The 25,291-nt window shown below is 70.9% G+C and carries 22 protein-coding genes and 3 pseudogenes; 18 read left to right on the plus strand and 7 right to left on the minus strand.

All coding sequences use genetic code 11. The annotated features are described in order from the left end of the window. Positions 1–42 precede the first annotated feature (42 nt). From ACFWWQ_RS01505 to ACFWWQ_RS01515, 3 genes are all read left to right on the plus strand, one after another. Positions 43–624, plus strand: coding sequence for a hypothetical protein (locus ACFWWQ_RS01505; RefSeq protein ID WP_384588285.1), 582 nt, complete (start codon positions 43–45; stop codon positions 622–624). 5 nt (positions 625–629) lie between these two features. Continuing rightward, a complete protein-coding gene (locus tag ACFWWQ_RS01510) occupies positions 630–1,580 on the plus strand; it encodes an SRPBCC family protein (protein WP_384588288.1) in 951 nt (316 codons plus the stop codon). Between the two features lie 166 nt (positions 1,581–1,746). After that, positions 1,747–2,652, plus strand: a complete 906-nt coding sequence (locus tag ACFWWQ_RS01515) for a Rieske 2Fe-2S domain-containing protein (protein ID WP_384588291.1) — start codon at positions 1,747–1,749, stop codon at positions 2,650–2,652. A 27-nt stretch (positions 2,653–2,679) separates the two neighbouring features. Here the strand turns inward: ACFWWQ_RS01515 and ACFWWQ_RS01520 are convergent. The 5 genes and pseudogenes from ACFWWQ_RS01520 to ACFWWQ_RS01540 all read right to left on the minus strand — a co-directional run. Further along, a pseudogene (locus tag ACFWWQ_RS01520) lies at positions 2,680–2,796 on the minus strand (electron transfer flavoprotein subunit alpha/FixB family protein); the annotation flags it as partial. Positions 2,797–2,820: 24 nt separating this feature from the next. Continuing rightward, positions 2,821–3,786 (minus strand): annotated as a pseudogene (locus ACFWWQ_RS01525) (acyl-CoA dehydrogenase family protein); the annotation flags it as partial. After that, positions 3,782–4,186, minus strand: coding sequence for a PucR family transcriptional regulator ligand-binding domain-containing protein (locus ACFWWQ_RS01530; protein ID WP_384588294.1), 405 nt, complete (start codon positions 4,184–4,186; stop codon positions 3,782–3,784). The gene ACFWWQ_RS01530 and the pseudogene ACFWWQ_RS01525, both read right to left, overlap by 5 nt. Before the next feature lie 364 nt (positions 4,187–4,550). After that, entirely contained in the window at positions 4,551–6,095 is a 1,545-nt protein-coding gene (locus ACFWWQ_RS01535) for an FMN-binding glutamate synthase family protein (RefSeq protein ID WP_384588297.1), read from the minus strand. Between the two features lie 233 nt (positions 6,096–6,328). Continuing rightward, on the minus strand, positions 6,329–7,309 hold the full coding sequence (locus ACFWWQ_RS01540) for an AraC family transcriptional regulator (RefSeq protein WP_384588300.1): 981 nt from the start codon (positions 7,307–7,309) through the stop codon (positions 6,329–6,331). A 131-nt stretch (positions 7,310–7,440) separates the two neighbouring features. On the opposite strand from ACFWWQ_RS01540, the gene ACFWWQ_RS01545 reads away from it, so the two are divergent. The 12 genes from ACFWWQ_RS01545 (at position 7,441) to ACFWWQ_RS01600 (ending at position 20,221) form a co-directional block, all read left to right on the plus strand. After that, complete coding sequence (locus tag ACFWWQ_RS01545; protein WP_384588303.1) at positions 7,441–7,620, plus strand: hypothetical protein; 180 nt, start codon at positions 7,441–7,443, stop codon at positions 7,618–7,620. A gap of 206 nt (positions 7,621–7,826) precedes the next feature. Then, a complete protein-coding gene (locus ACFWWQ_RS01550) occupies positions 7,827–9,047 on the plus strand; it encodes a styrene monooxygenase/indole monooxygenase family protein (protein WP_384588306.1) in 1,221 nt (406 codons plus the stop codon). 65 nt (positions 9,048–9,112) lie between these two features. Further along, a complete protein-coding gene (locus ACFWWQ_RS01555) occupies positions 9,113–10,834 on the plus strand; it encodes a flavin reductase (protein ID WP_384588309.1) in 1,722 nt (573 codons plus the stop codon). A gap of 472 nt (positions 10,835–11,306) precedes the next feature. Next, the gene (locus ACFWWQ_RS01560; RefSeq protein WP_384588312.1) at positions 11,307–12,572 is read left to right on the plus strand and encodes a cytochrome P450; all 1,266 of its coding nucleotides are present in this window, start codon (positions 11,307–11,309) and stop codon (positions 12,570–12,572) included. Next, positions 12,569–13,702, plus strand: coding sequence for an acyl-CoA dehydrogenase family protein (locus tag ACFWWQ_RS01565; RefSeq protein WP_384588315.1), 1,134 nt, complete (start codon positions 12,569–12,571; stop codon positions 13,700–13,702). Before ACFWWQ_RS01560 ends, ACFWWQ_RS01565 begins: the two co-directional genes overlap by 4 nt. A 4-nt stretch (positions 13,703–13,706) precedes the next feature. After that, entirely contained in the window at positions 13,707–14,846 is a 1,140-nt protein-coding gene (locus ACFWWQ_RS01570; protein WP_384588318.1) for a GNAT family N-acetyltransferase, read from the plus strand. A gap of 42 nt (positions 14,847–14,888) precedes the next feature. Next, positions 14,889–15,335 (plus strand): type II toxin-antitoxin system RatA family toxin, encoded by a 447-nt coding sequence (locus ACFWWQ_RS01575; RefSeq protein WP_384588321.1) that lies wholly within the window; start codon positions 14,889–14,891, stop codon positions 15,333–15,335. A gap of 41 nt (positions 15,336–15,376) precedes the next feature. Beyond that, positions 15,377–16,624, plus strand: coding sequence for an aspartate aminotransferase family protein (locus ACFWWQ_RS01580; protein ID WP_384588324.1), 1,248 nt, complete (start codon positions 15,377–15,379; stop codon positions 16,622–16,624). Between the two features lie 20 nt (positions 16,625–16,644). After that, complete coding sequence (locus ACFWWQ_RS01585) at positions 16,645–16,923, plus strand: acyl carrier protein (protein ID WP_384588326.1); 279 nt, start codon at positions 16,645–16,647, stop codon at positions 16,921–16,923. Then, positions 16,920–18,170 (plus strand): beta-ketoacyl-[acyl-carrier-protein] synthase family protein, encoded by a 1,251-nt coding sequence (locus ACFWWQ_RS01590; RefSeq protein ID WP_384588329.1) that lies wholly within the window; start codon positions 16,920–16,922, stop codon positions 18,168–18,170. Before ACFWWQ_RS01585 ends, ACFWWQ_RS01590 begins: the two co-directional genes overlap by 4 nt. A 31-nt stretch (positions 18,171–18,201) precedes the next feature. Next, positions 18,202–19,230, plus strand: a complete 1,029-nt coding sequence (locus ACFWWQ_RS01595) for an SDR family oxidoreductase (protein WP_384588332.1) — start codon at positions 18,202–18,204, stop codon at positions 19,228–19,230. Positions 19,231–19,393: 163 nt separating this feature from the next. Beyond that, the gene (locus tag ACFWWQ_RS01600; protein ID WP_384588335.1) at positions 19,394–20,221 is read left to right on the plus strand and encodes an alpha/beta fold hydrolase; all 828 of its coding nucleotides are present in this window, start codon (positions 19,394–19,396) and stop codon (positions 20,219–20,221) included. 548 nt (positions 20,222–20,769) lie between these two features. On the opposite strand, the gene ACFWWQ_RS01605 is transcribed toward ACFWWQ_RS01600, so the two are convergent. Further along, positions 20,770–21,774 (minus strand): SDR family NAD(P)-dependent oxidoreductase, encoded by a 1,005-nt coding sequence (locus tag ACFWWQ_RS01605; protein WP_384588338.1) that lies wholly within the window; start codon positions 21,772–21,774, stop codon positions 20,770–20,772. Between the two features lie 522 nt (positions 21,775–22,296). On the opposite strand from ACFWWQ_RS01605, the gene ACFWWQ_RS01610 reads away from it, so the two are divergent. The 3 genes and pseudogenes from ACFWWQ_RS01610 to ACFWWQ_RS01620 all read left to right on the plus strand — a co-directional run bounded on the left by ACFWWQ_RS01610 (position 22,297) and on the right by ACFWWQ_RS01620 (position 24,418). Beyond that, complete coding sequence (locus ACFWWQ_RS01610; RefSeq protein ID WP_384588340.1) at positions 22,297–22,599, plus strand: hypothetical protein; 303 nt, start codon at positions 22,297–22,299, stop codon at positions 22,597–22,599. Positions 22,600–22,626: 27 nt separating this feature from the next. Further along, positions 22,627–23,886 (plus strand): annotated as a pseudogene (locus ACFWWQ_RS01615) (putative T7SS-secreted protein); the annotation flags it as partial. Between the two features lie 40 nt (positions 23,887–23,926). Further along, positions 23,927–24,418, plus strand: coding sequence for a hypothetical protein (locus tag ACFWWQ_RS01620; protein WP_384588343.1), 492 nt, complete (start codon positions 23,927–23,929; stop codon positions 24,416–24,418). Between the two features lie 89 nt (positions 24,419–24,507). Here the strand turns inward: ACFWWQ_RS01620 and ACFWWQ_RS01625 are convergent, their stop codons facing one another. After that, positions 24,508–25,188, minus strand: coding sequence for a hypothetical protein (locus tag ACFWWQ_RS01625; protein WP_384588346.1), 681 nt, complete (start codon positions 25,186–25,188; stop codon positions 24,508–24,510). Positions 25,189–25,291: the final 103 nt, after the last annotated feature.

Genomic DNA, 25,291 nt, shown 5'->3' on the forward strand with positions numbered 1-25,291 from the left:
GGGCGTTCTCGGACCGGTTCTCTCCGTCCTTGAGAGGCACTCATGGATCACTGCACGAAAGTCTCTCTCATCGCCGCTGTAGCGGCCGGCTACGTCCTGGGAAGGACCAAGAAGGGAAAGCTGGCCATCGGCCTCGCATCCCTGGCGGCGGGCCAGCAACTGCCACTCAGTCCACGGGAAATCGTCAGCCTGGGCGTTCATAAACTGGCGCAGAACCCGCAGTTCGCGCCCCTCATCGAGCAAGCTCGGGGCGAGGTGCTGGAAGCCGGGCGCACGGCCCTGTCGGCCACCGCGAACCGCCGCCTCGAAGCCGTTGCCGACGCCCTTGAGCAGCGCACCCACACACTGCTGGAGCCTCGGGAAGCAGAAGGCGGAGGAGAAGACGGAGGAGAAGAGGAGAACGAAGCGGACGAAGAGGTAGAAGAGGGGGAGTGGGAAGAAGACGAGGAGCCGGAAGAGGAGGAAGAAAGGGAAGAACCGCGTCGTCGCCCGAAGAAGCGACCGGCCGGAGCGGCGAAGAAGACTACCGCGAAGAAGGAGCCGGCCGAAAAGGCGGCGGCCAAGAAGTCCCCCAAGAAGGCAGCCGCGAAGAATCGCCCGCACCCCAACAGCCGTAGGAGGTAGCTCTCATGGCCAAACAGGAGCGCAGCCCCACGGACAGGAATGCCTCCGGCCTGGACCAGGTAAAGGAGCAGTTGTCCGCCTATCTTGCGGCCCAGGGACAGCGAATGATGGAGTCGGCCACCGGAAAGCTGACCGACCTCGCACAGGGCCTCGAAAACACGGCTGGAGGCGGCGGGGGTGATCTCCTCGACGTCGGGAAGCGGGTGCTTGGTGGCGAGAATCCCGTCAAGGCATTCATGAGCGAAAAGGCCGGCACGATGAAGGACAAGGTCGTGGATTCGGTCACGAGTGCCTTCGGGGGCGGCAGCGGAAAGTCCGGAAGCGTCAAGGTGACCAATATCGTTGAGGCCGTCGACATCGGGATGCCCTTGCGTACGGTGTATGACCGGTGGACCGAGATCGAGGAGTTCAGCTCCTTCACCAAGGGTGTCACCGGCGTCTCCCGGAGAGACGAGGTCGCCAGTGACTGGAAGCTGAAAGTTGCTTTCTCCCACCGCAGTTGGCAGGCGACCGTGCAGGAGCAGGTGCCCGATGACCGCATCGTGTGGACGTCCGAGGGCGCCAAAGGGACAACGCACGGCGCCATCAGCTTCCATGAACTCGCGCCGGCCCTGACGCGCGTCATCGCCGTCGTCGAGTACACCCCCTCCGGGTTCTTCGAGAAAACCGGCAACATCTGGCGTGCTCAGGGTCGCCGCCTGCGTCTGGACCTCAAGCACTTCCAGCGGTACGTCACCCTCACCGATGACGAGGAAGCCGAGGGCTGGCGCGGCGAGATCCGTGGAGGAGAGGTCGTCCGCAGCCACGAAGAAGGGCTCAAGGACGACGAGGACGAAGCCGGAGGTGCCGGGGAAGACGGAGAACCGCAAGGCGAGGAGGACGACGACTACGACGCACGCGAAGCCGAGGGGGATCTTGAAGAGGACGAGGAGCCCGAGGACGAAACGGAGGAGTGAAGTCCGGCGGACGCGCTCCCTCCACGGTGCTGACAGCCGGGGCCCGGAGCCGCTCGGCCGGTCATGCGGGCGTCCATGCCGGTCCCTATGGTGGAAGAGACGGGACCCCGCCGCGGCGGAAGGGTGAGCGACAGTGCGCAGGACGACCGTTCGACATGACCGGGCCGTGCGGGTTCGCGAGGCGGCGGAGGTGTCCGAGCGGCCGCCGCTCTCCGCCACCGTGGTGCGGGCCCTCGACCGCATAGGGCAGGTGAGGGGCCTCGACCTGGTGGCCACTCCCCTCGCGCGCGTGGTGCGGGCCGTCCCCCTGGGGCGTTTCCGCGATATCGCGCACGGGCTGCCGCTCGGCCACCCGCTGCATCCGCTGCTCGTCCAACTGCCGCTCGGCACCTGGCTGTCCGCCGCGGCGCTGGACACCCTGCCCGGGGCGCGGCGCGAGGCCCGGTTCCTGGTGGGGGCCGGAGTGCTCGCCGCGGCGCCCGCGGCACTGGCCGGGTGGGTGGACTGGGCGGAGCTGCACGCGGAGCAACGGCGTACGGGCCTGGTGCACGCGGTCGCGGGCGCGACGGCGACCGGGCTGTACGCGGCCTCCTGGGTGCAGCGCGGCCGCGGCCACCCGGTGCGGGGCAAGGCGCTCGGCTTCCTCGGGCTGGCAGCGGCCGGGGCGGGCGGCATGCTGGGCGGACACCTGGCCTACCGGCAGGGCGCGGGCACCAACAAGGCCGCGCCGGTGCCCCATCTGGTGGCGGACCGCTGGTACCCCATCGGGCAGCTGGAGGACTTCCCGCCGGGGCAGGCGGTACGCCGCATGGTGGGCGAGGTGGCCGTCCTCGTCGTCCGGGAGACGGACGGCCGGATCCTGGCCCTGGCCGACCGGTGCAGCCACCTCGCCGGGCCGCTGTCGGGCGGGCGGCTCTTCGACGGATGTGTGCAGTGCCCCTGGCACGCCAGCGTGTTCCGGCTGACGGACGGCGCTGTCGTACGCGGACCGGCGACCGCCCCGCAGCCGTCCTTCCGGGTCACGGTCCGCCCGGGCGGTGAGGTGTGCGTGGCCCCGTCCGACGCCAGGTGACACGCGGGCCGCGCCCCCTCACCGGCTTCAGCCCTTGCGGGTCTTGACCTCTTCGGTCAGGGCCGGGACGACGTGGAAGAGGTCGCCGACGACGCCGTAGTCGACCAGCTCGAAGATCGGGGCCTCGGCGTCCTTGTTGATCGCTGCCCGGTCGATGTGACGGCCCGCTCACCGTTTCTGCAGCAGTTTCCGGGCCATCACGATCCGCTGGATCTGGTTGGTGCCCTCATAGATCTGGGTGATCTTCGCGTCGCGCATCATGCGCTCGGCGGGGAAGTCCTGGGTGTAGCCGTAACCGCCGAGCAGTTGCACCGCGTCGGTCGTCACCGCCATGGCGACGTCGGACGCCAGGCATTTGGCGGCCGCGCCGAAGTACGTCAGGTCGGGGGCAGCGGCACAGCTGCGGGCCGCGGCGGCGTAGACCATCTGCCGGGCCGACTCCACCTTTATCGCCATGTCGGCGAGCATGAACTGGACGCCCTGGAAGTCGGCGATGGCCTTGCCGAACTGTTGGCGTTCCTGCACATAACCGACCGCGGTGTCGAGGGCTCCCTGCGCGATGCCCAGGGCCTGGGCGCCGACCGAGACGCGGGTGTGGTCGAGGGTCCCCAGCGCCACCCGCAGTCCCCTCCCCCGCTCGCCGAGGAGGCGGTCGCCGGGGATCCGGCAACCGTCGAAGTACACCTCGCGGGTGACCGAGCCCTTCAGGCCCATCTTCCGCTCGGGCTCGCCGTAGCCGATGCCGGGGTCGTCCGCGTGCACGACGAACGCCGAGATGCCGCGGGAGCCGGCGTCGGGGTCGGTGACCGCGAAGACGATGAGGTAGGTGGCCACCCCGGCCGAGGTGATCCAGGTCTTGACGCCGTCCAGCACCCAGCCGTCGCCGTCGGCGGCCGCCCGGCAGCGCATCGCGGCGACGTCGCTGCCCGCCTCGCGCTCGCTGATCGCGTACGCCATCAGCGCCTCGCCCGCGGCGACTTCGGGGAGGTACCGGCGTCGCTGTTCCTCCGTCCCGGCCAGCAGCAGCGGTACGACCCCGAGCTTGTTGGAGGTCTGGATGGTGGAGGACGAGGCGCACACGCGGGCGACCTCCTCGACGGCGATGGCCGCGGCGAGGGCGTCGACCCCGTCACCGCACCGCGTCGTACCGCTCCGCGAAGATCCGGTCGGCCACCCAACGGCTGATCTGGACGAACGGCACCTCGACCGGCGAACCGACGAGGGCCAGCCCCGTTCTCCCGGCGGTCTCGACGACGGCGGGTGGCACCTCCTGGTGCACCAGCCCGGTGCCGAAACACAGCGCGGTCACCGGCAGCTCCGCCAGGCGTTCGACCAGCCGGGTCCATCCGGCGTCGTCCCGCTCCAGCATGCCCGTCGTCATCACCAGCTCGTCACCGCGCAGGAACGGCAACGGATCCGGCAGCTCCGTCGTGGACACCCACCCGATCCGCCGGTCCGCATCGTGACAGTGGCTGCTCAGCGCCCGAAGCCGCAAGGAGGGTTCGGCGAGCAGATCGGCAACGGAGACAGGCACGCGGCGATTGTGCAACAGGGCGGGGTGGTGGCGGAACGGGGGGCTCGATCCGGCGGCCGGCGCCTCGGTCCTCCGCGGGGCCAGTCCACCGACGGAGTTCCGGCCGGGACGCCCGCACGGGCCCCGGACCGCTCAGCCCGGGCGGCTCGACGTGGGAGGGCATCCGCGTCAACGCCCTCGCACCGGGCACCACGCTGACCGAGATGCTGCGGGAGTGGGACGCGAAGTCCCCGGGCACCGTCGCCCGGCTGAGCGCGGACCTTCGGGAGGCGGGCGGGCTCGGCTCCGTACCGCACGGAGCCGAGCCACGGCACCGGCCGCCGGGCGTGGAGCGCAGCGAGCCCGGTGCCCGCCCCCTCCCGCGTCAGGCCCCCGGCTTCCCGGAAGAGGCCGGTCCCGCCGTCAGCAACGCCGTGATCTCCTCCGCGAGCTGCGGGCCGAGTTCGCCCCAGCCGTCCTTGTAGCCGTAGACACCGGCCAGGGTGCGGGCGTCGTAGTCGCCGTTCAGGATCTCGATGTCGGTGGCGGTGATGAGTGCCGGGTGGGCGACGCCGACGGCGGCCGAGACCTTCAGCAGTTCCTTGCGCAGGGTGCGCAGGTAGACGGCGGCGCGGGTGGCCTTCGAGGTCGGGTCGAGGCCGCGGACCAGCCACGGGTCCTGGGTGGCGATGCCGGTGGGGCACTTGTCGGTGTGGCACTTCTGCGCCTGGATGCAGCCGATGGACAGCATCGCCTCACGGGCGACGTTGATCATGTCGACGCCCAGGGCGAAGGCGACCGCGGCGTTCTCGGGCAGGCCCAGCTTGCCGGAGCCGATGAAGGTGAGGTCGTCGGTCAGCCCCTGCTCGGCGAAGGTGCCGTAGACGCGGGAGAAGCCCATCCGGAACGGCAGCGACACCGAGTCGGAGAAGATCAGGGGCGCCGCGCCGGTGCCGCCCTCGCCGCCGTCGATGGTCACGAAGTCGACCCCGCGGTCGCCGCGCGCCATCAGCGTGGCCAGCTCCTGCCAGAACTCCATCTCCCCCACGGCGCTCTTGATCCCGACGGGCAGGCCGGTCTCGGTGGCGAGCAGTTCGACGAAGTCGAGCATCGAGTCGACGTCGTGGAACGCGGTGTGCCGCGACGGGGAGGCGCAGTCCTCGCCCACCGGGATGCCGCGGATCCCGGCGATCTCCGGGGTCACCTTCGCGCCCGGCAGCATCCCGCCGAGACCGGGCTTGGCGCCCTGGGAGAGCTTGATCTCCAGCGCCTTGACCGGGGCCCCGGCGACGACCTCCTTCAGCTTGTCGAGGCTGAAGGTGCCGTCCTCGTTGCGGCAGCCGAAGTACGACGTGCCGATCTGGAGGATGAGGTCACCGCCGTTGCGGTGGTACGGCGAGAGGCCGCCCTCGCCCGTGTTCTGCATCGTGCCGGCCAGCGCCGCGCCTTCGTTGAGCGCCGTGATCGCCGCGCCGGAGAGCGAGCCGAAGCTCATCGCCGAGATGTTCACCACGCTCGCCGGACGGAACGCCTTGGCGCGCCCGCGCGGCCCGCCCAGCACCTTGGCGGAGGGCAGCGGGGCCTGCGGATCGTGCACATCGGGCAGCGCACCCGCGAACGTGCGCTGCTTCACGTAGGCGTGCCCCTGCATGTGCTCGACGTCGTTGTCGGTTCCGAAGCCGAAGTAGTTGTTCTCCCCCTTCGCCGACGCATAGATCCAGGTGCGCTGGTCGCGGCTGAACGGGCGCTCCTCGTCGTTGGAGGTCACTATGTACTGCCGCAGCTCCGGCCCGATCGTCTCCAGCAGGTACCGGGCGTGCCCGATCACCGGGAAGTTCCTGAGCAGTGCGTGCTTCTTCTGGATGAGGTCGCGGGCGGCCACCACAGCCAATGCTGTGGCGGCGGCCGCCCCGATGCTCCGGGCGCGCATGATCGTTCCTCTCCTCGGTGCTCGACTCCCTCGCCATGCGGTGGGCGTCGTCATGTCGTGTCGGGCGTTGGGCGGCGGGCATGGCCAAGCGGGCGTCAGCGCCCGCCGGAGAACGCGAAGTGATACTAGAGGCCCGCGCGAAGAGGCATGGGGTCAGGGTCGTCGGGGGCGATCCTCCGCGCCGGTCTGCACTGTTCCGCCCGGTGCCGGTCGCGCCGCCTTCACGCCTCCGCTTATGACCGCAACGTCTCCGAGGGCGATTCCCCGAACTGCCGGCGGTACGCGACGGAGAAGCGGCCCGGGTGCAGAAAACCCCAGCGGGAGGCGATGGCCGTGACGGTCGTGGCGCCCGGGTCGGCGGCCAGGAGTTCCGTGCGGACGCGGTCCAGGCGGACCTCGCGCAGGTAGGCGAGGGGTGTCGTGTCGAGGTGGCGGCGGAAGCCGTCCTGGAGGGCCCGTACGCCGACGCCGACGCATTCCGCGATCTCCGCGACGGTGAGCGGTTCGGCGGCGTGCCCCTCGATGACCTCCATGGCGCGGCGGACCGCGAGCGGGGCGACGCGCGGCTGCTCGCCGAGGAGTGCCGGGGTGTAGGTGTGGGGCTGGGCCATCAACAGCTGGGTCATGAGGAGCGATTCGAGCTGGGTGGTGACGAGGGGCCGGCTGGTCATGCCGCCGGGGTCCTCCGCTTCCCGGCGCATCAGCTCGACGATGTTCAGCCAGGAGCGGGAGCCCGGCGTGGTGAGGTTCATACCGAGTGAGAAGCGGATCGGGCGGCGCACGGTGCGGCCGAGCAGGCTGCCCAGGTGCGCTTCGAGGGACGAGCGGTCGAACCACACGATCAGCTGCGGATTGCCGCCGCCCCAGCGCATGTCCAGCTTTCCGGTCGGAGAGGGGACGGAGGCGAGTTCGGGGGAGGAAATGATCTCCTCGCGGCCGCAGGTGATCTCGGCGTATCCGGCGAGCGGTATCTGGACCAGGAAGAAGCTCTCCAGGTCGCCCGGCGTGATCCGGACTTCCGTTCCGTAATCGAGGTAATACAGACCTGTCCGGTCGAAGGGGGTGCCGTGCAGCCGGGCGTCGAGTGTCGCCGAGCGCTGCGTGATGCGCAGGTCGTGCGGGCAGAAGGCGCGGCCGACCTCGGCCCGCGCCTCCCAAATGTCCGCTGTATGGAACAGCTGGTGATTTGCGAGCAGGGGCTCTTCAGCGGACATAGGAACCTCCCCCGCCGAGATGCGCGATCGGGACAGCGACCCGCGTGATCCGGATAGCGCAGATGATCTTGCCATACCAAGGTGGGTCCCCGACCGCCGCGGACCCGAGAAGGAAACCAGGGAATTCAACGATGCAGGGAGTGCCGGGCCGGACCGCGTTCGCCAAGGGCGGCGTCCCGCCCAGCGGACAGTCCGTCGTCCGCTCGCCGCACGTGACCGGCGCGGCGAGAGCCGCCGAGGCCGTACCCCCGCACGTCGCGGCGCCCTTGCCGCTGCTGCCCCGGTTCGCCGGGCCGGCCGGGCCCCGGTAGCCCGCCGGGTGACCCGGGACCCCTCCTCTGGCCCCCGGGTGAACCGGCTTCCCTCGGCTGCCCGCCGGAATCCCCCCGTCGGCGGGCAGTCGCCTTCCGCACCACCGCACGCTCACCCGCTGACGCCGCCGCGTCGCCGAAAAAAGCTGTACCGGCGCACGGCACCGCTCCCTACCGCACACCATCCGCACCCCGGAGGCCCCTTCATGCGCAAAATCACCATCGTCGGAGCCGGTCAGGCCGGTCTCCAGCTCGGTATCGGCCTGATCGACCACGGTTACGACGTCACCATCGTCTCCAACCGCACCGGAGACCAGATCCGTGAGGGCCGGGTCATGTCCAGCCAGGCCATGTTCGGCACCGCGCTGGCCCACGAGCGCAACCTCGGCCTCGACTTCTGGGGCGACGCCTGCCCCGCGATCGCCGGACTCGGCGTGAACATCGCCGACGGCCAGGGCGGCCGCGCGATCTCCTTCGACGCCCGTCTGGAGGCCACCGCCCGCTCCATCGACCAGCGCGTCAAGATGCCGCTCTGGATGGGTGAGTTCGCGCGCCGCGGCGGCCGCCTCGACTTCGGCGAGGCGGGGATCGGGGACCTGGAGCGCTACGCCGCCGAGTCCGACCTGGTGATCGTCGCGGCCGGAAAGGGCCAGATCGCCGGGTTGTTCGAGCGGGACGCGCAGCGTTCCCCGTACCACGCCCCGCAGCGCGCGCTGGCCCTGGCGTACGTCACCGGCATGACGCCGCTGCCGCACCGCACCGGCGTCAGCTTCAACGTCATCCCCGGTGCGGGCGAGTACTTCACCATGCCCAGCCTCACCACCACCGGCCCCTGCGACATCATGTTCTTCGAGGGCGTCCCGGGCGGTCCGCTCGACTGCTTCGACGGGCTCGCCCCCGACCAGCAGCTGGCGAAGTTCCTGGAGCTGCTGCGGACGTACGTCCCGTGGGAGGCCGAGCGCTGCACCGATGTCGCGCTCACCGACTGGAACGGCACCCTCGCGGGCCGCTTCGCGCCGACCGTCCGCAAGCCCGTCGCCACGCTGCCCTCCGGCGCGCAGATCCTCGGCCTCGCCGACGTCGTCGTCCTCAACGACCCGGTCACCGGCCAGGGTTCCAACAACGCCTCGAAGTGCGCGGCCTCCTACCTCGCCAGCATCCTGGACCACGGCGACCGCCCGTACGACGCGGCGTTCATGGAGCTGGCCTTCGGCCGCTTCTGGGACACCGCGCAGTCCGCCACCACCTGGACCAACGCGATGCTCGGCGCCCCGCCGCAGCACGTCCTGGAGCTGTTCGGCGCGGCGAGCGTCAACCCCCGTGTCGCCGCCCGCTTCGTCAACGGCTTCGACGACCCGCGCGACTTCTTCCACTGGTTCATGGACCCGGCCGCCGCGCAGAACTACCTGGCCGAGGTCAGCGCCTGAGCGCACGTCGGGACATCTGACGGCACCTCAGCGATACACACGTCACGAGAGCAGGACAGCAGGACATGAGAAGGATCGCGGTGATCGGCGCCGGGCAGGCGGGCGCCCAACTCGCCTTGGGGCTCCAGGCGCACGGCTACGACGTCACCCTGGTCACCGACCGCAGCCCCGACGAGATACGCCGCGGTCCGGTCATGTCCAGCCAGTGCATGTTCGACACCGCGCTGCAGAACGAGCGCGAACTCGGCCTGCACCACTGGGAGGAGCAGGCCCCGGACATCTCCGGTATCGCGTTCTCCCTCATCGGTCCGCACGGCACTCCGGACGTCTCCTGGCGCGCGCCGCTGGAGGGCCCCGCGCACTCCGTCGACCAGCGGGTCAAGTGCGCGGCCTGGATAGAGCAGTTCGCGGACGGCCACGGCGAGATCGTGCTGCACGAGGCGGGCGTCAACGACCTTGAGTGGTACGCCCGTACGCACGATCTCGTCGTGGTCTCCACGGGCAAGGGCGAGCTGAGCCGCCTCTTCCCGCGGAACTCCGAACTCTCCCCGTACGACCTCCCGCGCCGGGCGCTGGCGCTGACGTACGTCACGGGCGCGGCGCCACGGGAGGGGGAGGCCGCCGTCCACTACCGGCTGGTTCCCGGCGTCGGCGAGTACTTCTCCTTCCCCGCCCTCACCACGACGGGGCCCTGCGAGATCATGGTCTTCGAGGGCGTCCCCGGCGGCCCGATGGACTGCTGGGACGACGTCCACACGCCCGAAGGCCACCTCACCCGGTCCCTGGAGATCCTCCACCGGTTCTTCCCCGACGAGTTCGAGCGCCACCGGCACTCCCAGCTCACCGACAACGGCGGCGTGTTGCGCGGCAGGGTCACCCCGACCGTCCGGCATCCCGTCGCCCGTCTGGCCTCCGGCCGTCACGTCCTCGGCATGGCCGACGCCGTCGTCCTCAACGACCCGATCACCGGCCAGGGGTCGAACAACGCGGCGCAGGCCGCGACGCACTACCTCGACAGCATCCTCCGCCACGGCACCGCGGAGTTCACCGCGCAGTGGATGCAGCGCACCTTCGACAACTTCTGGCGCGGCTGGGCGCAATGGGCCGTCGGCTGGACCAACTCGCTGCTGACCGACCTGGGTCCCCATCACCGCGAGATCCTGACGACGGCGGCCGAGATCCCTTCGGTCGCGGGCGCTCTCGCCGCCGGGTTCGACGATCCGCGCACCCTCTACCGCTGGTGGTTCGAGGAGGCGGAGGCCCACCGTTTCCTCGCCGAGAAGCGCGCCCAGCACGCCGCCCGCTTCGACGGCCGCGAACTGCGCCGCGCGCTGGGCCAGTACGCCACCGGCGTGACCGTGGTGACGGCCCGCGCCCCCGACGGCCGCAACGTCGGCATGACGGCGAACTCCTTCACCTCCGTCTCCCTGGACCCGCCCCTCGTCCTGTGGTGCCCCGGTAAGAACAGCCCGAGCCTGCCGGACTTCACCGACGCCTCGCACTTCGCCGTCCACGTACTCGCCGCCGACCAGCACCATCTCTCCCGCCAGTTCGCCACCCCGTCCGACGACAAATTCCGCGGTACGCCGACCACCCCCGGTATCGCCGGCACTCCCCTCCTGGACGGCGCGGTCGCCCGATTCCAGTGCCGGACCGTCCAGCGCCTCGACGCCGGTGACCACATCGTCTTCCTCGGCGAGGTCGAACAGTACGAGTCCGACGGCGGCACCCCGCTGGTGTTCCACTCGGGGTACTACCACGTGGCGACGAAGCACCCGGATCTGTGAAACGGCCGCCGGGCGCGGCTCCTCTCGCACGGAGGCGCACGCCTTCTGCTGTGCGCGGCGCGTGGCGCAGTCCGGGACGGTGCCGCCCCAACGCACTCGCCTCGAATGACGAGAAGTTGCCCTTTCGGACGGCCGGATGGAGACGACCGGACCCAGGGCGTATCCCTCACGTCGGCGAGTCGTTGGTGGGTTCGTGGCGCGTCGCCATGAGGTGGTTGACCAGGCACGGATGAGGGCCGGGCCGCTGCCATCCCCGCCACGAAGGGGCCAGGAAGGCTTCCGCCGCCGGGCACGCCGGAGCGGGCGCCCCGGAGTCCCGCGCCGTTCCGGTTCGCGCTCTTGCACCCCCGTCATTTAGCGACATAGCGTCGCTTGAGGACACGGGGAGAAACGTGTCCGTCCGAGGCGGCGGATCGGCGGCGTGAGCGCCGTCCGGCCGTGCCGGGACCCGTCGACCGCCGAGGTACGCATCGTGAACTCGCCGACACCGCAGGCACAGACACTGCTCTTCTCGCTGTTCACAGCGGAAGGGCGGGAGAACCCGCACCCCGCGCTGGAAGCTCTGCGGCAGACCGCGCCCGTGTACCACGACCCGGATCTGGACACGTTCTTCCTGACCACCTTCGCGGACTGTCAGGCCGTCCTCGCCGACGCCGCCTACCGCGCCCCCGACCTGGCCTGGTGCGAGGAGAATCTGCCGGACTGGCGTGAGCACCCGGCGGCCGACTTCTTCTACTCCTCGATGCTGCGGGCCGGTGGCGCCGACCACACCCGGCTGCGGCGGCTCGCCGGAAAGGGCTTCACGCCACGCCGGGTCGCCGCGCTGCAGGCGGCCATCGAGAAGATCACCGATGGCCTGCTCGACGACCTCGCCGACGCCACCTCGGACGGCGGCACGGCCAATTTCCAGGACCTTGTCGGCTACCCGCTCCCCGTGGCCGTGGTCGGTGAGCTGATCGGTGTGCCGGAGGCCGACCAGGCCCGGTTCCGGTCGCTCGGCGGCGATGCCAGTCGGCTGCTGGAGCCGGTACGTACTCCGGAGGACTGGGCGCGGGCCGATGGGGCGGTGGAGCAACTGCGTGAATATTTCCGGGAGTTGGCCGGGCGGCGTCGGCGTGAGCCCGCCGGTGATCTCGCCACTGCGCTGGCCCTGGAGAGCGAGGGGACGCTGACGGAGCACGAACTCGTCGACATGCTGCTGCTGGTGTTCGTCGCGGGGTTCGAGACCACCACCGGGCTGCTGGGGATGGCCGTGCACACCCTGCTGAACCACCCCGGCCAGCTGGCCCTGGTCGCGGCCGACCCCCGCCTGGTGCCGCAGGCCGTCGAGGAGTCGCTGCGCTGGGACACGCCCGTCCAGATGACCGAGCGCATCGCCGGCCGGGCCGGGGTCATCGGTGGGGTGCCGGTCCCGGAGGGCGCCAACGTCACCATCGTGCTGACCGCCGCCAACCGCGACCCCGCACAGCACCCGGACCCGCACCGCTTCGATGTGACCCGTACCGGCACCAAGGTGCTCAGCTTCAGCGGCGGGCCGCACTACTGCCTGGGCGCCGCCCTGGCCCGTATGGAGAGCGCGGTCGCCCTGCGCCGGTTGTTCGCCCGCTTCCCCCGGCTGGCGCCTGCCGGGGACCCGGTGCGGCGGGAGTCCTTCAGCCTGCGCGTCTTCGAGGATCTGCCCGTCCGCCACGGCGCCGCCGTACCGACCGTCACGCACTCCGGAAAGGCCGCCGCATGAGTTTTCTGGACACCGAGCGCGAGGTGCTCGAACGACTGCTGCCCGGCCTCGACGCCGCGCTCGCCGGTCACCCGCTGGCCACGCTGGAGCGGCCCGGCAGCCCCGCCGTCGCGGCGTTCCGGGATGCCGGGGGAACCGCCCTGCTGGTGCCCGGGGAGAACACCGGCATCGGCGCGCGCCCACTGGAGGCCGTCCGGCTCCAGCGGGCCATGGGCGCCCGCTGCCCCTCGCTGGCCGTCGCCACCACCATGCACCACTTCTCGGTGGCCGGCCTGGTGGAGGCCACCCGGCACGGGGGCGGTTTCGCGTGGATGCTGCTGGAGGCCGTCGTCAACGACCGGCTGCTGCTGGCGTCCGGCTTCGCCGAGGGCCGCACCGGCCAGTCCGTCCTGCGCCCGGCCATCACCGCCGAACGGCGCGGCGACCACATCGTGCTCAACGGCAGCAAGAAGCCGTGCAGTCTCGCCCGCTCCATGGACGTCCTCACCGCCTCCGTGACGATGACCGACGGGGACGGCACCGAGCGCCTGGCGGTGGCCATCGTTCCCGCGACGACCGACGGCGTGTCCGTACGGCCCTTCTGGAGAAACTCCGTGCTGGCCGGTGCCGAGAGCGAGGAAGTGGTCCTCACCGACGTCGCGTTGGACCCGCAGATGGTCGTCACCACCGACGTCACCGCCGGATCCGCGCTGGACGCGCTGCACATCGCGGGCTTCCTCTGGTTCGAGCTGCTGATGACGGCCGGATATCTGGGCACGGCCAGCGCCCTGGCGGAGCGGGTGCTGCGACGCGGCGGGGGTTCGGCCGCCGACCGGGCCACGCTGATCACCGAACTCGACGCCGCCATGCTGGCGGTGGAGGCCGTGGCCCGGGAGATGGGCGAGGCCACCGAGTGGGGCGAGGCCCTGCTGGTCAGGGCGTTGACCGCGCGCTACGCCGCGCAGGGCGCCATCGCCCGCGCCACGCCGGTCGCGCTGGCCGCGCTCGGTGGGATGTCCTTCATCGGCTCCGACGAGGGCACCTACCTCGCCTCGGCCGCGGCCGGCCTCGCCTTCCATCCGCCGTCCCGGGGCAGGACGGCCGAGGCGCTGTGCGCGGCCGTGGACGGCCAAGCGCTGCGGGTCGGGTGACGGGATGAGCGCAGCGACAGGCCCCACCGTCGAGATCCTGCCCGGCATCGACGCCCTCCCCGCCGGGACGTGGGACGAGCTGGCCCCGCCGCACGACCCCATGTGGGGGCGGGAGGTGTTCGCGGCGATGGAGCACGGTGCCATCGGTCCGGACGGCTACGCCTACGCGGTGGTCCGTGAGGCGGGCCGCACCGTCGCGGTCCTGCCGCTGGCCGCCGTCCGCGGGCTGCGCCTGGACCAGGTCGTCGGGGAGCGGGAGCGTCGGCTGCTGGCTCCCGTGCGGCGGCTGTGCCCCGGCCTGCTGCGCGTGCCGATGCTGTTCTGCGGCAACTTCCTGGGCCAGGGGCACGTCCTGAGCCGGGAACCGCTGCCGGGGCCGGTCGCCGCGCTGTTGGTACGTACGGTGCTCGACCACGCGCGGCGCCACCGGCTCGGCACCGTCGTCCTCAAGGACTTCGCCCCCGGCGAGCTGGCGACCCTGCGACCGGCCCTGGAGGCGGCGGGCTTCTTCCAGGTGCCGAGCATGCCGGACACCGAACTGGCCCTGGGGTACGACTCGTTCGACGCGTACGTCGCCGCACTGCCCGCCAAGGCGCGCCGCAACGTCCGCAGCAAGCTGCGCAAGTTCCACGCCCGGGGCGACCTGCGGATCGAGGTGCTTGCCGACTTCGCCGGCCTCGTCCCCGCCATGCTGGGGCTGTACCGGCAGGTGATGGACCGGGCCGACCAGACGCTCGACGTCCTCGACGCGTCGTTCCTCCGGGCGCTGCACCGGCCCGGCGGCCCGGACCAGCGGCTGGTGGCCTGCTTCGAGGGGGACCGTCTCGTCGCCTATCTGCTCTGTCTCTTCCGCGGCGAGGGCGCGATCGGGGCACGTATCGGGCTCGACTACCGGCTGGCCCACGAGGCGCACCTCTACCACCACGTCCACTACGCGGCCATCGAGCTGGCGATCGGCCGCGGGTGCCGTCACATCCGGTTCGCGCAGACCGCCTACGAGCCCAAACGGGAGCTGGGCTGCGCGCTGGTCGAGCAGCGCTACGCCCTGACCCATGTACGCCCGCTGCCCCGCGCGGTGCTGCGCCGACTGCTCCCGCGCGCGCTCGAAACGGCGCTCGCCCGGACGCTCGCGCCCCGGTCGTGAGCACGCCGCCGCATCCTCCATTCCCCTCACGGAAAGGCCGTCATGCCCCGCGTCGAAGTAGAGCTTCATATCGCCGCCCCGCCGGACCGGAGCTGGGCCGCCGTCGTCGACGTCGAGAGCTACCCCGCTTGCATGGAGAACGTCCGGTCCCTCACGGTCGTCGCGCGGAACGGCCCGCGGGAGCGGACCACCGCCTGGTCCGTCCATCTCAAGGGGTCGGTCCTCGAATGGACCGAGGCGGAGCGGATCGACGAGGAGGCCCGCCGCTTCGACTTCCATCAGGTCAGCGGCGACCTGGCGCACTTCGTCGGCCACTGGGCCATCCGCCCGGCCGAGGACGGCGGCAGCCTGGTGTCCCTGCATGTCGAGTTCGACATCGGCATCCCGCTGCTCGCCGAGATGCTGAACCCCGTCGCGGCCACCGCGCTGCGCGAGAACGCCGAGCAGATGCTCACCGCGCTGGAGCGCCGCCTGACCGGCTCCGTCTGACCGGCACCGCCCCTCGCCCGTCCCTGTCCAGGAGGCCGCACATGACCGACCCGTCCCAGGCCGCCGCGGTGTTCGAGCGGTTGCGCCGCCACCAGTCGCCCAAGCTCGCCCTCACCGGCAAGTTCGCCGGACGGGGTGCCGTGGAGTCCGCCGCGTCGGGCTCGCGGGTCACCCTCTCCGACGGCCGTTCGGTCCTGGACTTCGGCTCGTACGCGGTCACCCTGCTCGGCCACCGCCACCCCGGTGTCGCCGCCGCCGTGCAGCGGCAGCTGGAGGTGATGCCCACCTCCACCCGGAGCCTGGCCAACCCCGTCAGCGCCGAGGCTGCCGCTGTCCTCGCCGAGTATCTGGGCGGCGCCCTGCCCAAGGTCCACCTCGGGCTCAACGGGTCCGACGCCGTGGAGATCGCGGTCAAGCTCGCCCGCCTCGCCTCCGGCCGGGACCGGGTGCTGGCGGTGCGCGGCGGCTTCCACGGCAAGACGATCGGCGCGCTGGCGCTCACCCACAGCCCCTTGTTCCGCAAGGGGCTGCGCGGCTGCACCACGGACGTCGTCCACCTCGACCCCGACGACCCCGACGCGGTCCGCGGAGAATGTGCCCGGGGCCCGGTCGCCGCGCTGGTCTTCGAGCCCGTCCAGGGCGAGAACGGCGCCGTACCGCTCTCCCCCGAGGTGCTGCGGCGGTGGACGCGGGACGCGCACGCGCAGGGTTCCTTCGTGATCGCCGACGAGATCCAGTGCGGCCTGCGGCGCTGCGGTGAACGTTCGGTCGCCCTCGCTGAAGGGCTGCCCGTCGACGCGGTGCTCGTCGGCAAACCGCTCGGCGGCGGCATCGTGCCGCTGTCCGCGATGGTGTGCTCGGAGGAGCTGTACGCGCCCCTGGCTGCCGACCCGTTCCTGCACTCGGCGACCTTCGGCGGGCACCCGCTCAGCTGCGCCGCCCTGCCCGCCGCGCTGACGGCCGTGGAGGAGCTGACCGGCCACGGCCGTCTGCTGACCGACCGGCTGACCGCCGGTCTGCGCGCCCTCCACGCGCGCCACGGGCAGGTCATGAGCGGTTTCCACGGCCGGGGCCTGCTGTGGGGCATCGACTTCACCTCGCCGGGGGCCGCCGGTGAGGTCGTCGTCGGCCTGGCCGACGCCGGACTGCTCGTCTCGCCCTGTCTGAGCCGCCCCACGACCGTACGGCTGCTGCCCTCGCTGACCACCACGGCCGCCGAGCTGGACGAGGCCCTGGGCATCCTCGACGCCGCCCTCGACGGCGCGGGCCGCGCCCTCACCGCCGACTGACCCCGACCCAGGAGAACGACGTGACCGACCCCGCAGCCCCACAGGGCCCCGCCACCGGACCGGCGCTGGCCGACATCGTCCGCGCGACCATCGCCGACGTCCTGGGCACCACGCCCGACGACATCTCCGACAGCACCGACCTGGAAGCCGACCACGGCATCGACAGCTTGGAGCTGATGGCCATCGGCGCCCAGCTCGAACGCGCCCTCGGTGTGCAGATCGCGCCCGAGGACCTGATGCGCGCCGAGAACGTCGGTCACGCCATCGCCCTCCTGACCGAGCGGAAGGCCGCCCGGTGACGTCTCCCCCGCGCCCCGCAGACCGCCCCCGCGTCGTCGTGACCGGCATCGGTGTCAAGACCCCGGCCGGGAACACCCTCGACGAGGTGGTCGCCGCGGTCATGTCGGCCGAGTCCACCGCCGCCGCCCTCGTCGACGAACTGGTCGACCGGCAGGCGCCGGTGCGCTTCGCCTGCCGGGTGCCGGACTTCGGCCTGGAGCCGTACCTCACCCGCCGCGAACTCCGGCAGATCGACCGGCCCACCGCACTGGCCCTGTGCGCCGCCGTCGACGCCGTACGCGATGCGGGACTGCCGCCGATACCCCCGGACCGCGTCGGCGTCCACCTCGGCACCGGCATCGGCGGGCTGCCGTCCATGGAGGCCACCGCCCTCGACCACGGCGCCGATCCCATGGGCATGCCCGTGCACACCGTTCCCCGGACCATGGCCAACTCGGCGGCCGCCCGCATCGCGATGCGCCACGGCTTCCGGGGCTCCTGCCTCACCCACACCACGGCGTGTGCCAGCGGTACCAACGCCATCGGGGAGGCGCTGCGCAGGATCCAGCACGGTGAGCTGGACGCGGCGGTGACCGGCGGCTTCGACTCGGCGATCACCGCCATCATGCTCAGCGGCTTCGCCCGGATGCGGGCCCTGTCCCTCCGCAACGACGCCCCGGGCCGGGCCAGCCGTCCCTTCGACGCGGACCGCGACGGCTTCGTCATGGGCGAGGGCGCCGCCCTCCTCGTCCTGGAGCGGCGCGACGCCGCACTCGCCCGCGGCGCGCGGATCCACGGGGAGGTCGCCGGGTACGCGACCAACTCCGACGCGTTCCACATCGCCGCGCCCCATCCGGAGGGCGCCGCTGCCGCCGCCTGTATGGCCCACGCGATCGCCGACGCCGGGCTGCGCCCCACCGATATCGGGCAGGTCAACGCGCACGGCACCGCCACCCGGCTCAACGACCGCGCGGAAGCCGTCGCCCTCCACCGCTGCTTCGCCGGTCAGGCACCGCCGGTGACGTCGGTCAAGGGCGTCACCGGCCATCTCATCGGCGGTTCCGGGGCGTTGGAGGCCGCGGTCGCCCTGGTCTGCGCCGGGCGCCGCACCGTGCCGCCCGTCGCCAACCTCACCACCTGCGCCGAGGCCGACCGCATCGATGTGGTCGCCGGTGCGCCGCGGCAGGTGGCCCTCGCCCCCGTGCTGTCCAACTCCTTCGGCTTCGGCGGGCAGAACGCCTGCCTCGTGCTGACCCCCGGGAACTGACCCACCCGCCTCCTCGCCAAGGAGATCTGTCATGCGCATCCTGCTCACCGGGGCGACCGGCATCGTCGGCACCGAAGTCACCGACCGCCTGCGCACCACCGCGCCCCGCGGCACCGACCTCGTCCGGGTCGCACGCCGCCGCGCCCCGAACCCCCTGGTCCGCTGGGACATCGGCGCCGAACCGGTGCCGTCGGAGCTTTCCGGCCCCTGGGATGTCATCGTGCACACCGCCGCGTCGACGCGCTGGACCCTGTCCCGTGCCGAGGCCGCCGACGCCAACATCCGCCCCCTGCGCGCCGTTTTGGACCTGGCCGGTCCCGACACCCATGTCGTCCATGTCTCCACCGCCTATGTCGGGGGCGTACGCAACCCCGAGGATCTGCGCGGCCCGGAATTCGAGGGCTACCGCAACGGCTACGAGTGGTCCAAGGCCGTCTGCGAGGAGATCGTCACCACCGAGCATCCCGGGCCCGTCACCGTGATCCGCCCGCCGCTGATCGTGGGCAGCCGGGCCGACGGCCGGATCTCCCGCTTCTCCGGGCCCTACACCCTCTTCCCGGCCCTGGTCTCCGGCCTCGCCGCCGTCGTCGTCGGCGACCCGGACGGCTACGCCGAGATCAGCCCGCTCGACGAGGTCGCCGATGCGATCGTGGCGGCGGCCCTGGGCCCCGCGCCGGCCGCCCCGCACACCGAAACCCTCGCCGCCGGTGCGGCCAGCCTGCGCCTGGGCGCCCTCGTCCGGATCAGCTGCGACACCATCAACGCCTTCCGGGCCGCCCACGGCGCCGGTCCCATCGCCGTCCCCCCGACGGTCTCCACCGACAGCTGGAACCGTTTCTTCCTGCCGCTGGCACAGCAGTGGCTCTCGCCGGTGCAGCAGCAGGCCGTCAACCTGCTCGCCATGTTCCAGAGCTACACCGGCATGGCCGAGCCCTTCGCGCCCACCCGGCCCGTGCGCGATCCGGGTGAGGTGTTGGCCGCGTCCGTACGCCACTGGGCCCGGAGCAGGCCCCGGCAGGCGCTGGCCGACCCCAGCCCGTGGACGCTCGTCGGGGCGTAGGGCCGGACGTGGCCCGGGCGTTCCGCGGCCGGGCTCCTCCCCTTTTGCCGCTCGGGTGGCCGGCTCGCAGTATGGCGGGAGGGAGGGGTGTGCCCTCCCGTGCCGGGGCGAGCCACGGCGGTGGCCGTCGCCCGTCCGGCCCGTCCACCTGAGGGGACCTACCATGCCTGTCTGCACGACGCGCGACGGTGTCGACATCTTCTACAAGGACTGGGGGCAGGGCCGCCCGGTCGTCTTCCTCCACGGCTGGCCGCTCAACGGCGACGCCTGGCAGGACCAGCTCAAGGCGGTGGCCGACGCCGGTTTCCGGGGCATCGCCCACGACCGGCGGGGGCACGGGCGCTCCGACCCGGTGTGGGACGGCTACGACTTCGACACCTTCGCCGATGACCTCAACGACCTGATCACCGGGCTCGGCCTGCGCGATGTCACGCTGGTCGGGCATTCGATGGGCGGCGGCGAACTCGCCCGCTACATCGGCCGTCACGGCACCGGCCGGATCCGGTCCGCCGTGCTGCTGTCGGCGATCCCGCCGCTGATGCTCCAGGGGCCGGCGAACCCCGAGGGCGTCCCGCAGAGCGTGTTCGACGGCATCAAGGACGGCATCCTCCACGAGCGCTCACAGTTCTGGCAGTCCACCGCCGTCGGCTTCTTCTCCGCGAACCGCCAGGGCACCAAGGTCACCCAGGGCAATCAGGACGCGTTCTGGTACATGGCGATGCAGGCGACCATCGAGGGCGGGGTGGCCTGCGTGGACGCCTTCGCGGCCACCGACTTCCACGAGGACCTGAAGAAGTTCGACGTCCCCACGCTCGTGGTGCACGGCGACGACGACCAGGTGGTGCCCCTCGACGCGACCGGCCGCAAGACGGCCCAGCTCGTCCCGGCCGCCACGCTCAAGGTCTACGAGGGCGGCTCCCACGGCATCGCGCTCGTGCCCGGGGACAAGGAGAAGTTCACCGGGGATCTGCTGGACTTCCTGGCCGGGTGACGGATTTCCGCACCGGCTGATGGGTTTCCTCGGCGGCTGAACGGTCCCGGCCGAACCGGCCCGGCCGTGCGCCCCGGCCGTGCGCCCCCGCCCCGCCCCGGCGCGGCCTCGCCGGGGCCGGGGCCCGGGCCCGGTGCCCTTGTCGCGTGCTCGGGCCGGGTGCCGCACAGTGGGAAGAGGGCCGGGCCCCGGTGCAACCGGAGGCAGCCGTCCCGTCGGCCCGTACGCGGTCCGGTGCCCCGCACACGGTGCCGCCCGTCCCGGACAGGAGGAGAGATGCGCCGCACCTTGCCCGTCCCGATCGCCGGGGGCCCTGCGCAACCGGCGCCATCCCCGTGGCCCACACCGCCCCGCGAGCCGCCCCTCCAGCCGGATCCGGACGCGCCGCACCCGCCGCCTCCGGGCCCGCAGGATCCGATGCATCCGGTGCCCGAGCCGTCCCCGGAGCCGGACGAGGAGCCCGTACCGGAGCCCGGCAGGGCGACGGCGCCGACCGACGGTTCGTGATCCATCCGCTGGCTACGCAGCCTGCCAGCGGTGACTGAGCGTCACGGTTGGCCCACCTGAGCACGCTTGTCGCCATCGCGCGCCCGCGGCTGTCCGGGGATGGCGCCGAGGTCGGCTCCGGTCACCTCACCACTTGCGTCCCACAACCGCGTCGCGGTCACGGTGTCGGCCAAGTGGTTCCACACCGGTTCCCGTCGGGGCTTGCCGCGCAGGCCGAAGACGCGCGGACCCCATAGTTGTCCTCCGCGCACATCCGGGTCGAGCACCGCCCGGACCGCGGGCCATGCGCCGGCGTGTTTGCCCTGGACGAGGAGAGCGGCTGGTGCCCCGCAGAGCCGCGCGCCGGCGGTCCGCGCAGGGACCGCCGGCCGTGACGGGGTCAGAGAGTCCAGTGCGCCGCCGGGATGGACCACTACGCTCGCCACCGTGCTGCGGGCGGCGCGCAGGCGGCGGTCGAGTTCGAGGCCGAAGTACATCTGCGCCAGCTTGGAACGTCCGTAGGTGCGCTTGGGCCGGTAGTCCTTCCGGGACTGCAGGTCGTCCAGGTCGAGTCGCTCGGACTTCGCTGCGAAGCTGCCCATGGTCACGACGCGGGCCGCCGGTGCGGCCGACAGCAACGGCATCAGCCCGTACGTCAGCGCGAAGTGCCCGAGGTGGTTCGTGCCGAACATGAGCTCGTGACCGTCCGCGGTCTCCCTGCGCGGCAGGTCGTCGAGCGCGACGCCGGCGTTGTGGACCACCGCGTCGAGGTGGTCCACCTCCAGTGATTCCGCCGCGGTTCTGAGCGACGCGAGGTCGGCGAGGTCCAGCCGTACGGCCCGCACCCGCGCGCCAGGAACCCGCGAGCGGATCGAGGCCACGGCGACTTCGGCTCTCGCGGGATTCCGGCTGCCCAGCACGACAACGGCTCCGGTTCCGGACAACTGCTCCGCGGCGAAGTAGCCGATGCCCGCATTGCCGCCGGTGACCAGGAAAATGCTGTCATCGGCACGCGGCAGCCGTTGAACATCCCAGGGCAGCGCGGACGTGGAGGGCTTGGACGACATGGCGGCGGGGCTCCCTTGCAGTGGAAGGCGGTTGCGGCTGTTCCGCGGGGCAACTCGGCCTCCACGGTTCCAGCGGCCACCGACACCTCGCCTACAGATCACCGACAGCTCTGCCTGCCGACGAACCTGCCCAAGTCCGGGTGAAGGAGGGCCTCGACGCCTCCCGTTCGGGCGACGCGCGACCCACGCCTGTTCCGCGGAGGACGAGAGCCGGGACCTACGCCCCTCGGCCGGGCAACCGTGCCGCTCCGGGGCACCCGGCGCCTCTGTGCGGCCCGAGCTTCACGGCCGAAAGGCAACAGATATTTCCCGCTGCGCCGACCTCCACAAGTGCGGAACTCAACCAGGCCGACCCATCCGCCAATAATCGACTTCCGCAGCTTTCCCGATATTTAAGACAAGCCACCGGTAACACCCCACCACGCTACGCCTTCGATCGATGCACAGAAAGTGATACGGTCCTTCGACGGCAGCGCCAACTCCCTTCCTGTTGGCCTGTGTTCAAGGGGCAGTGATTCAAGCGTGACTATCAATGGCGACGGCTTCAGCGCCGAACCGGAAGAGCTCAGGGGTGGCGCCTCGGAGATCCTGAAATGCCTGAAACCGGCAGAAGGTGTCGACTTCGATGCGATGTCCAAGGGTTTCGACGGTTCCGGGCAGAGCGACGTGATCCTGTCCGGGAAGTTCCAAAAATTCTGCAGCACATGGACCGTGGCCTACCTGAGCCTCGGTGACCGTTCGGTCGACGCTGCGGGACATCTCAAGACCATGGCCCGCAACTACGAGCAGACGGATGCCTACGCGAACGGACGCCTGCACTCATAGGGCACGACACAAAAGGGCAAGAACAATGGGCAGGAAACGGGGATAGGCGTGGCGGCGGAACTCGGGGAAACCAAGGACCCCAAGGAACTTATTCCTGGCAACACAGGGGACTTGGAAAACGTCGCAGATTCACTGAGAAAAGCGTCGGGGAAGTTCGAGGACACCGGAACCCGGCTGGGCGGCGTACGCATATCCGGCTGGTCCGGAAAGGCCAGTGATCAGTTCTGGGAGAAATTCTCGACTGAGAAGAAGAACTGGTTCTACGCCGCCGACGCCATGTCCGATGCGGCCTCGGCGGTGAGCAAGTACGCCTCAGCGCTCAGTGGAGCGCAGCAGCAGGCAGCGGAAGCGATCGACCTCTGGGAGAGCGGCGACGAAGCCCAGGCCCGAACCGTCCTGAACGCCGCTCGGCAATCCCTCAAGGAAGAGGCCGGTACTGCGGGGAAGAAGCTGGCCGATCTGGCCGGTGGCGCCTCCGATGCACCGGTCTGGCTGACCAAAGCCGGGGAAGTCGCCGAGCAGCAGAAGGAATCGGGAAAAGGCAGCCAGACCTCCTGGGAGAAGAGCACCGATTCGGTGACTGAACCCGGCACGGGGTGGGCCAGAAACAGGCCCTTCGGTACAAGCCCTGACCAACCCGTCGACAATAAGCACAAGCCAGAGGTCAAGCTGTGGGAGCGGAAGGGCGAAGCGAGCGTCTGGGGTGCCGAGGCCCAGGGTGAGAAGCAGGTCGGGGACGGAAAGCTCAGCGGAAAGGCCGGGCTCAAGCTCCTCGGGGCCGAGGGAACCGTAGGGGCGTCCTACAAGGATGGCAATCTCGAGGCGAAAGTCGGCGGGACCGCCTACCTCGCCAAAGCATCCGCCGAAGGCGGCTACGAGAACGGCCCCTTCGCGGCCAAGGGGGATGCCTCGGCTTTCGCCGGACTGGACGCATCGGCGACGGCGGCCGTGGGCAAGGAGGGCGCGCACCTGGGTGCCGAGGCTTTCGCGGGCGCCAAAGCGACAGCGAGCGGGCATGCGGACGTCGGCGGTATCGGGGCGGGTGTCACCGCCGAAGGATGGGCCGGGGCCGGCGCCGAGGCCCACGTGGATGCCGGGATGAAGGACGGCAAGTTCGTCATCGGCGGCTCGGTGGGTGTCGGACTCGGAGTCGGCGGCAAGGTCGGCGGACAGATCGAGATCGACCCGCACAAGGTCGTTGACACGGTCAGCGATGCCGCGGACGCGATCGGCGACGGTCTCGACGCGGTGGGCGACGGTCTGAAATCGCTCAATCCCTTCGGCTGACAGTAGCCTCGGTTCCATACATCAGGGAGTTGATTTCACCATGGCGACCACTCTGCCGGTAAAGATCGAATTTTCGCTGCCGGACGGCTGGCAACCGGCGCCCCCCGATGAGGTGGGCGCGCCCGGAGTCGCGTTCATCGCACTCCATCCGGCATCGCGCGACGGATTCACCGCAAACATCACCATCGCCGGAAAAATGCGGGACACCATCGACCTAGCGGCAATCGGCGACGAGTCGGTTCAGCGGCTGCGCGAGGCAGCGACGGTGAGCGTCGCCAATCGCACCGAGGTGGGAACCCCCGAGGCGCCTGCGCTCACCCAGACGCTGCGCATCTCCACCTCGCTGCACGGGCGGCTGCTGGACCTGGTCCAGAGCCAGGTTTATCTGGTGGTACAGGATGTTCACGACCCGGCCTCACACGCGGTGATCGAATTGGTGTTGACGGCCAAGTCGACGCAGATCGACCAGGTCGAGGAGGACTTCAAGGACTTCGTCCGGTCACTTCGCCCGGCGGATTCCTCCGCCGGATGATTTCCGTGCGCCGCGGCGCTCATGAGTGAGCTCCACACCGAAATTGATCGGTGCGGAGCTCACTCATGAGTACGCCGGCCGGCGCGCGCTCACGGCATCGTGCCTTGGCGGTCCAACACGTCGCACAGGTAATCCAGTTTCGCCTCGATATGCTCCGGGCGCAGCCGCCCCTGGTACGAGAGGACCACGGCGTTCCGCTGGAAGCGGAGCGGCTCCTCCTTGGCCCGGGGGTCGGAGGTGAGGAAGCGCACCAGGCCATCGGTCAGTATGTGCCGCGCAGCGGTCTCATCGGTGCTGATGACGCGAAATGCCTCGTCAAATGCGGGAATGCCCAGCTCGACAACTTTGCCGTGGCGGAACAGGCGAGTCTCTACCGTGTCCAGGGGGCGACGCCGCTTGATGGTTGTATAGGGCAAGGAGCTCGGTATGTTCACCGCGAACAGGACGGTGAGATGCGGTTTTTCCGACGGGTTGGCTCCGCGGTAACGGTGCTCGAAGCAGCAGAAGGAACGTCCGCGGAACTCACCGGAAACGTAGTCATAGATGGGCTCGTTGACGGTATTTCCGGCGAAATATGCATCCCCCTTGCCCTGCGTGGACGGGGTGTAGCTCCATCCACGCTGTTCCACGAGCTGGACGAGTTCCTCCTTATTCCGTTCGCTTCGCTCGAATGTTCTCTTCCCCCACCACCACATATAGCCCGCAAGGCCGAAGATTCCGGCCGCGAACAGGTACGCGCCAGCAGTGACAAGCATTTCCCACACCTTCATGCGCCTGAGCATGCCGGACTCCGGACCGTGAAGCAAATCCCCGGACCAAACCCGGTCAGGCCGCGCGCATTTCACCCGGTGCACGGTGAAAAAAACGACAGAC

The organism is Streptomyces sp. NPDC059080, from assembly GCF_042739975.1.
Classification (GTDB): Bacteria; Actinomycetota; Actinomycetes; order Streptomycetales; family Streptomycetaceae; genus Streptomyces; species Streptomyces benahoarensis.

What these genes read in the sequence shown, in the direction of transcription:
- ACFWWQ_RS01505 (WP_384588285.1), top strand. Translation starts at nt 43, where the DNA reads ATGGATCACTGCACGAAAGTCTCTCTCATCGCCGCTGTAGCGGCCGGC.
- ACFWWQ_RS01510 (WP_384588288.1), top strand. Translation starts at nt 630, where the DNA reads ATGGCCAAACAGGAGCGCAGCCCCACGGACAGGAATGCCTCCGGCCTG.
- ACFWWQ_RS01535 (WP_384588297.1), bottom strand. Translation starts at nt 6,095, where the DNA reads ATGCGCGCCCGGAGCATCGGGGCGGCCGCCGCCACAGCATTGGCTGTG.
- ACFWWQ_RS01540 (WP_384588300.1), bottom strand. Translation starts at nt 7,309, where the DNA reads ATGTCCGCTGAAGAGCCCCTGCTCGCAAATCACCAGCTGTTCCATACA.
- ACFWWQ_RS01545 (WP_384588303.1), top strand. Translation starts at nt 7,441, where the DNA reads ATGCAGGGAGTGCCGGGCCGGACCGCGTTCGCCAAGGGCGGCGTCCCG.
- ACFWWQ_RS01550 (WP_384588306.1), top strand. Translation starts at nt 7,827, where the DNA reads ATGCGCAAAATCACCATCGTCGGAGCCGGTCAGGCCGGTCTCCAGCTC.
- ACFWWQ_RS01555 (WP_384588309.1), top strand. Translation starts at nt 9,113, where the DNA reads ATGAGAAGGATCGCGGTGATCGGCGCCGGGCAGGCGGGCGCCCAACTC.
- ACFWWQ_RS01565 (WP_384588315.1), top strand. Translation starts at nt 12,569, where the DNA reads ATGAGTTTTCTGGACACCGAGCGCGAGGTGCTCGAACGACTGCTGCCC.
- ACFWWQ_RS01570 (WP_384588318.1), top strand. Translation starts at nt 13,707, where the DNA reads ATGAGCGCAGCGACAGGCCCCACCGTCGAGATCCTGCCCGGCATCGAC.
- ACFWWQ_RS01575 (WP_384588321.1), top strand. Translation starts at nt 14,889, where the DNA reads ATGCCCCGCGTCGAAGTAGAGCTTCATATCGCCGCCCCGCCGGACCGG.
- ACFWWQ_RS01580 (WP_384588324.1), top strand. Translation starts at nt 15,377, where the DNA reads ATGACCGACCCGTCCCAGGCCGCCGCGGTGTTCGAGCGGTTGCGCCGC.
- ACFWWQ_RS01595 (WP_384588332.1), top strand. Translation starts at nt 18,202, where the DNA reads ATGCGCATCCTGCTCACCGGGGCGACCGGCATCGTCGGCACCGAAGTC.
- ACFWWQ_RS01600 (WP_384588335.1), top strand. Translation starts at nt 19,394, where the DNA reads ATGCCTGTCTGCACGACGCGCGACGGTGTCGACATCTTCTACAAGGAC.
- ACFWWQ_RS01605 (WP_384588338.1), bottom strand. Translation starts at nt 21,774, where the DNA reads ATGTCGTCCAAGCCCTCCACGTCCGCGCTGCCCTGGGATGTTCAACGG.
- ACFWWQ_RS01620 (WP_384588343.1), top strand. Translation starts at nt 23,927, where the DNA reads ATGGCGACCACTCTGCCGGTAAAGATCGAATTTTCGCTGCCGGACGGC.
- ACFWWQ_RS01625 (WP_384588346.1), bottom strand. Translation starts at nt 25,188, where the DNA reads ATGAAGGTGTGGGAAATGCTTGTCACTGCTGGCGCGTACCTGTTCGCG.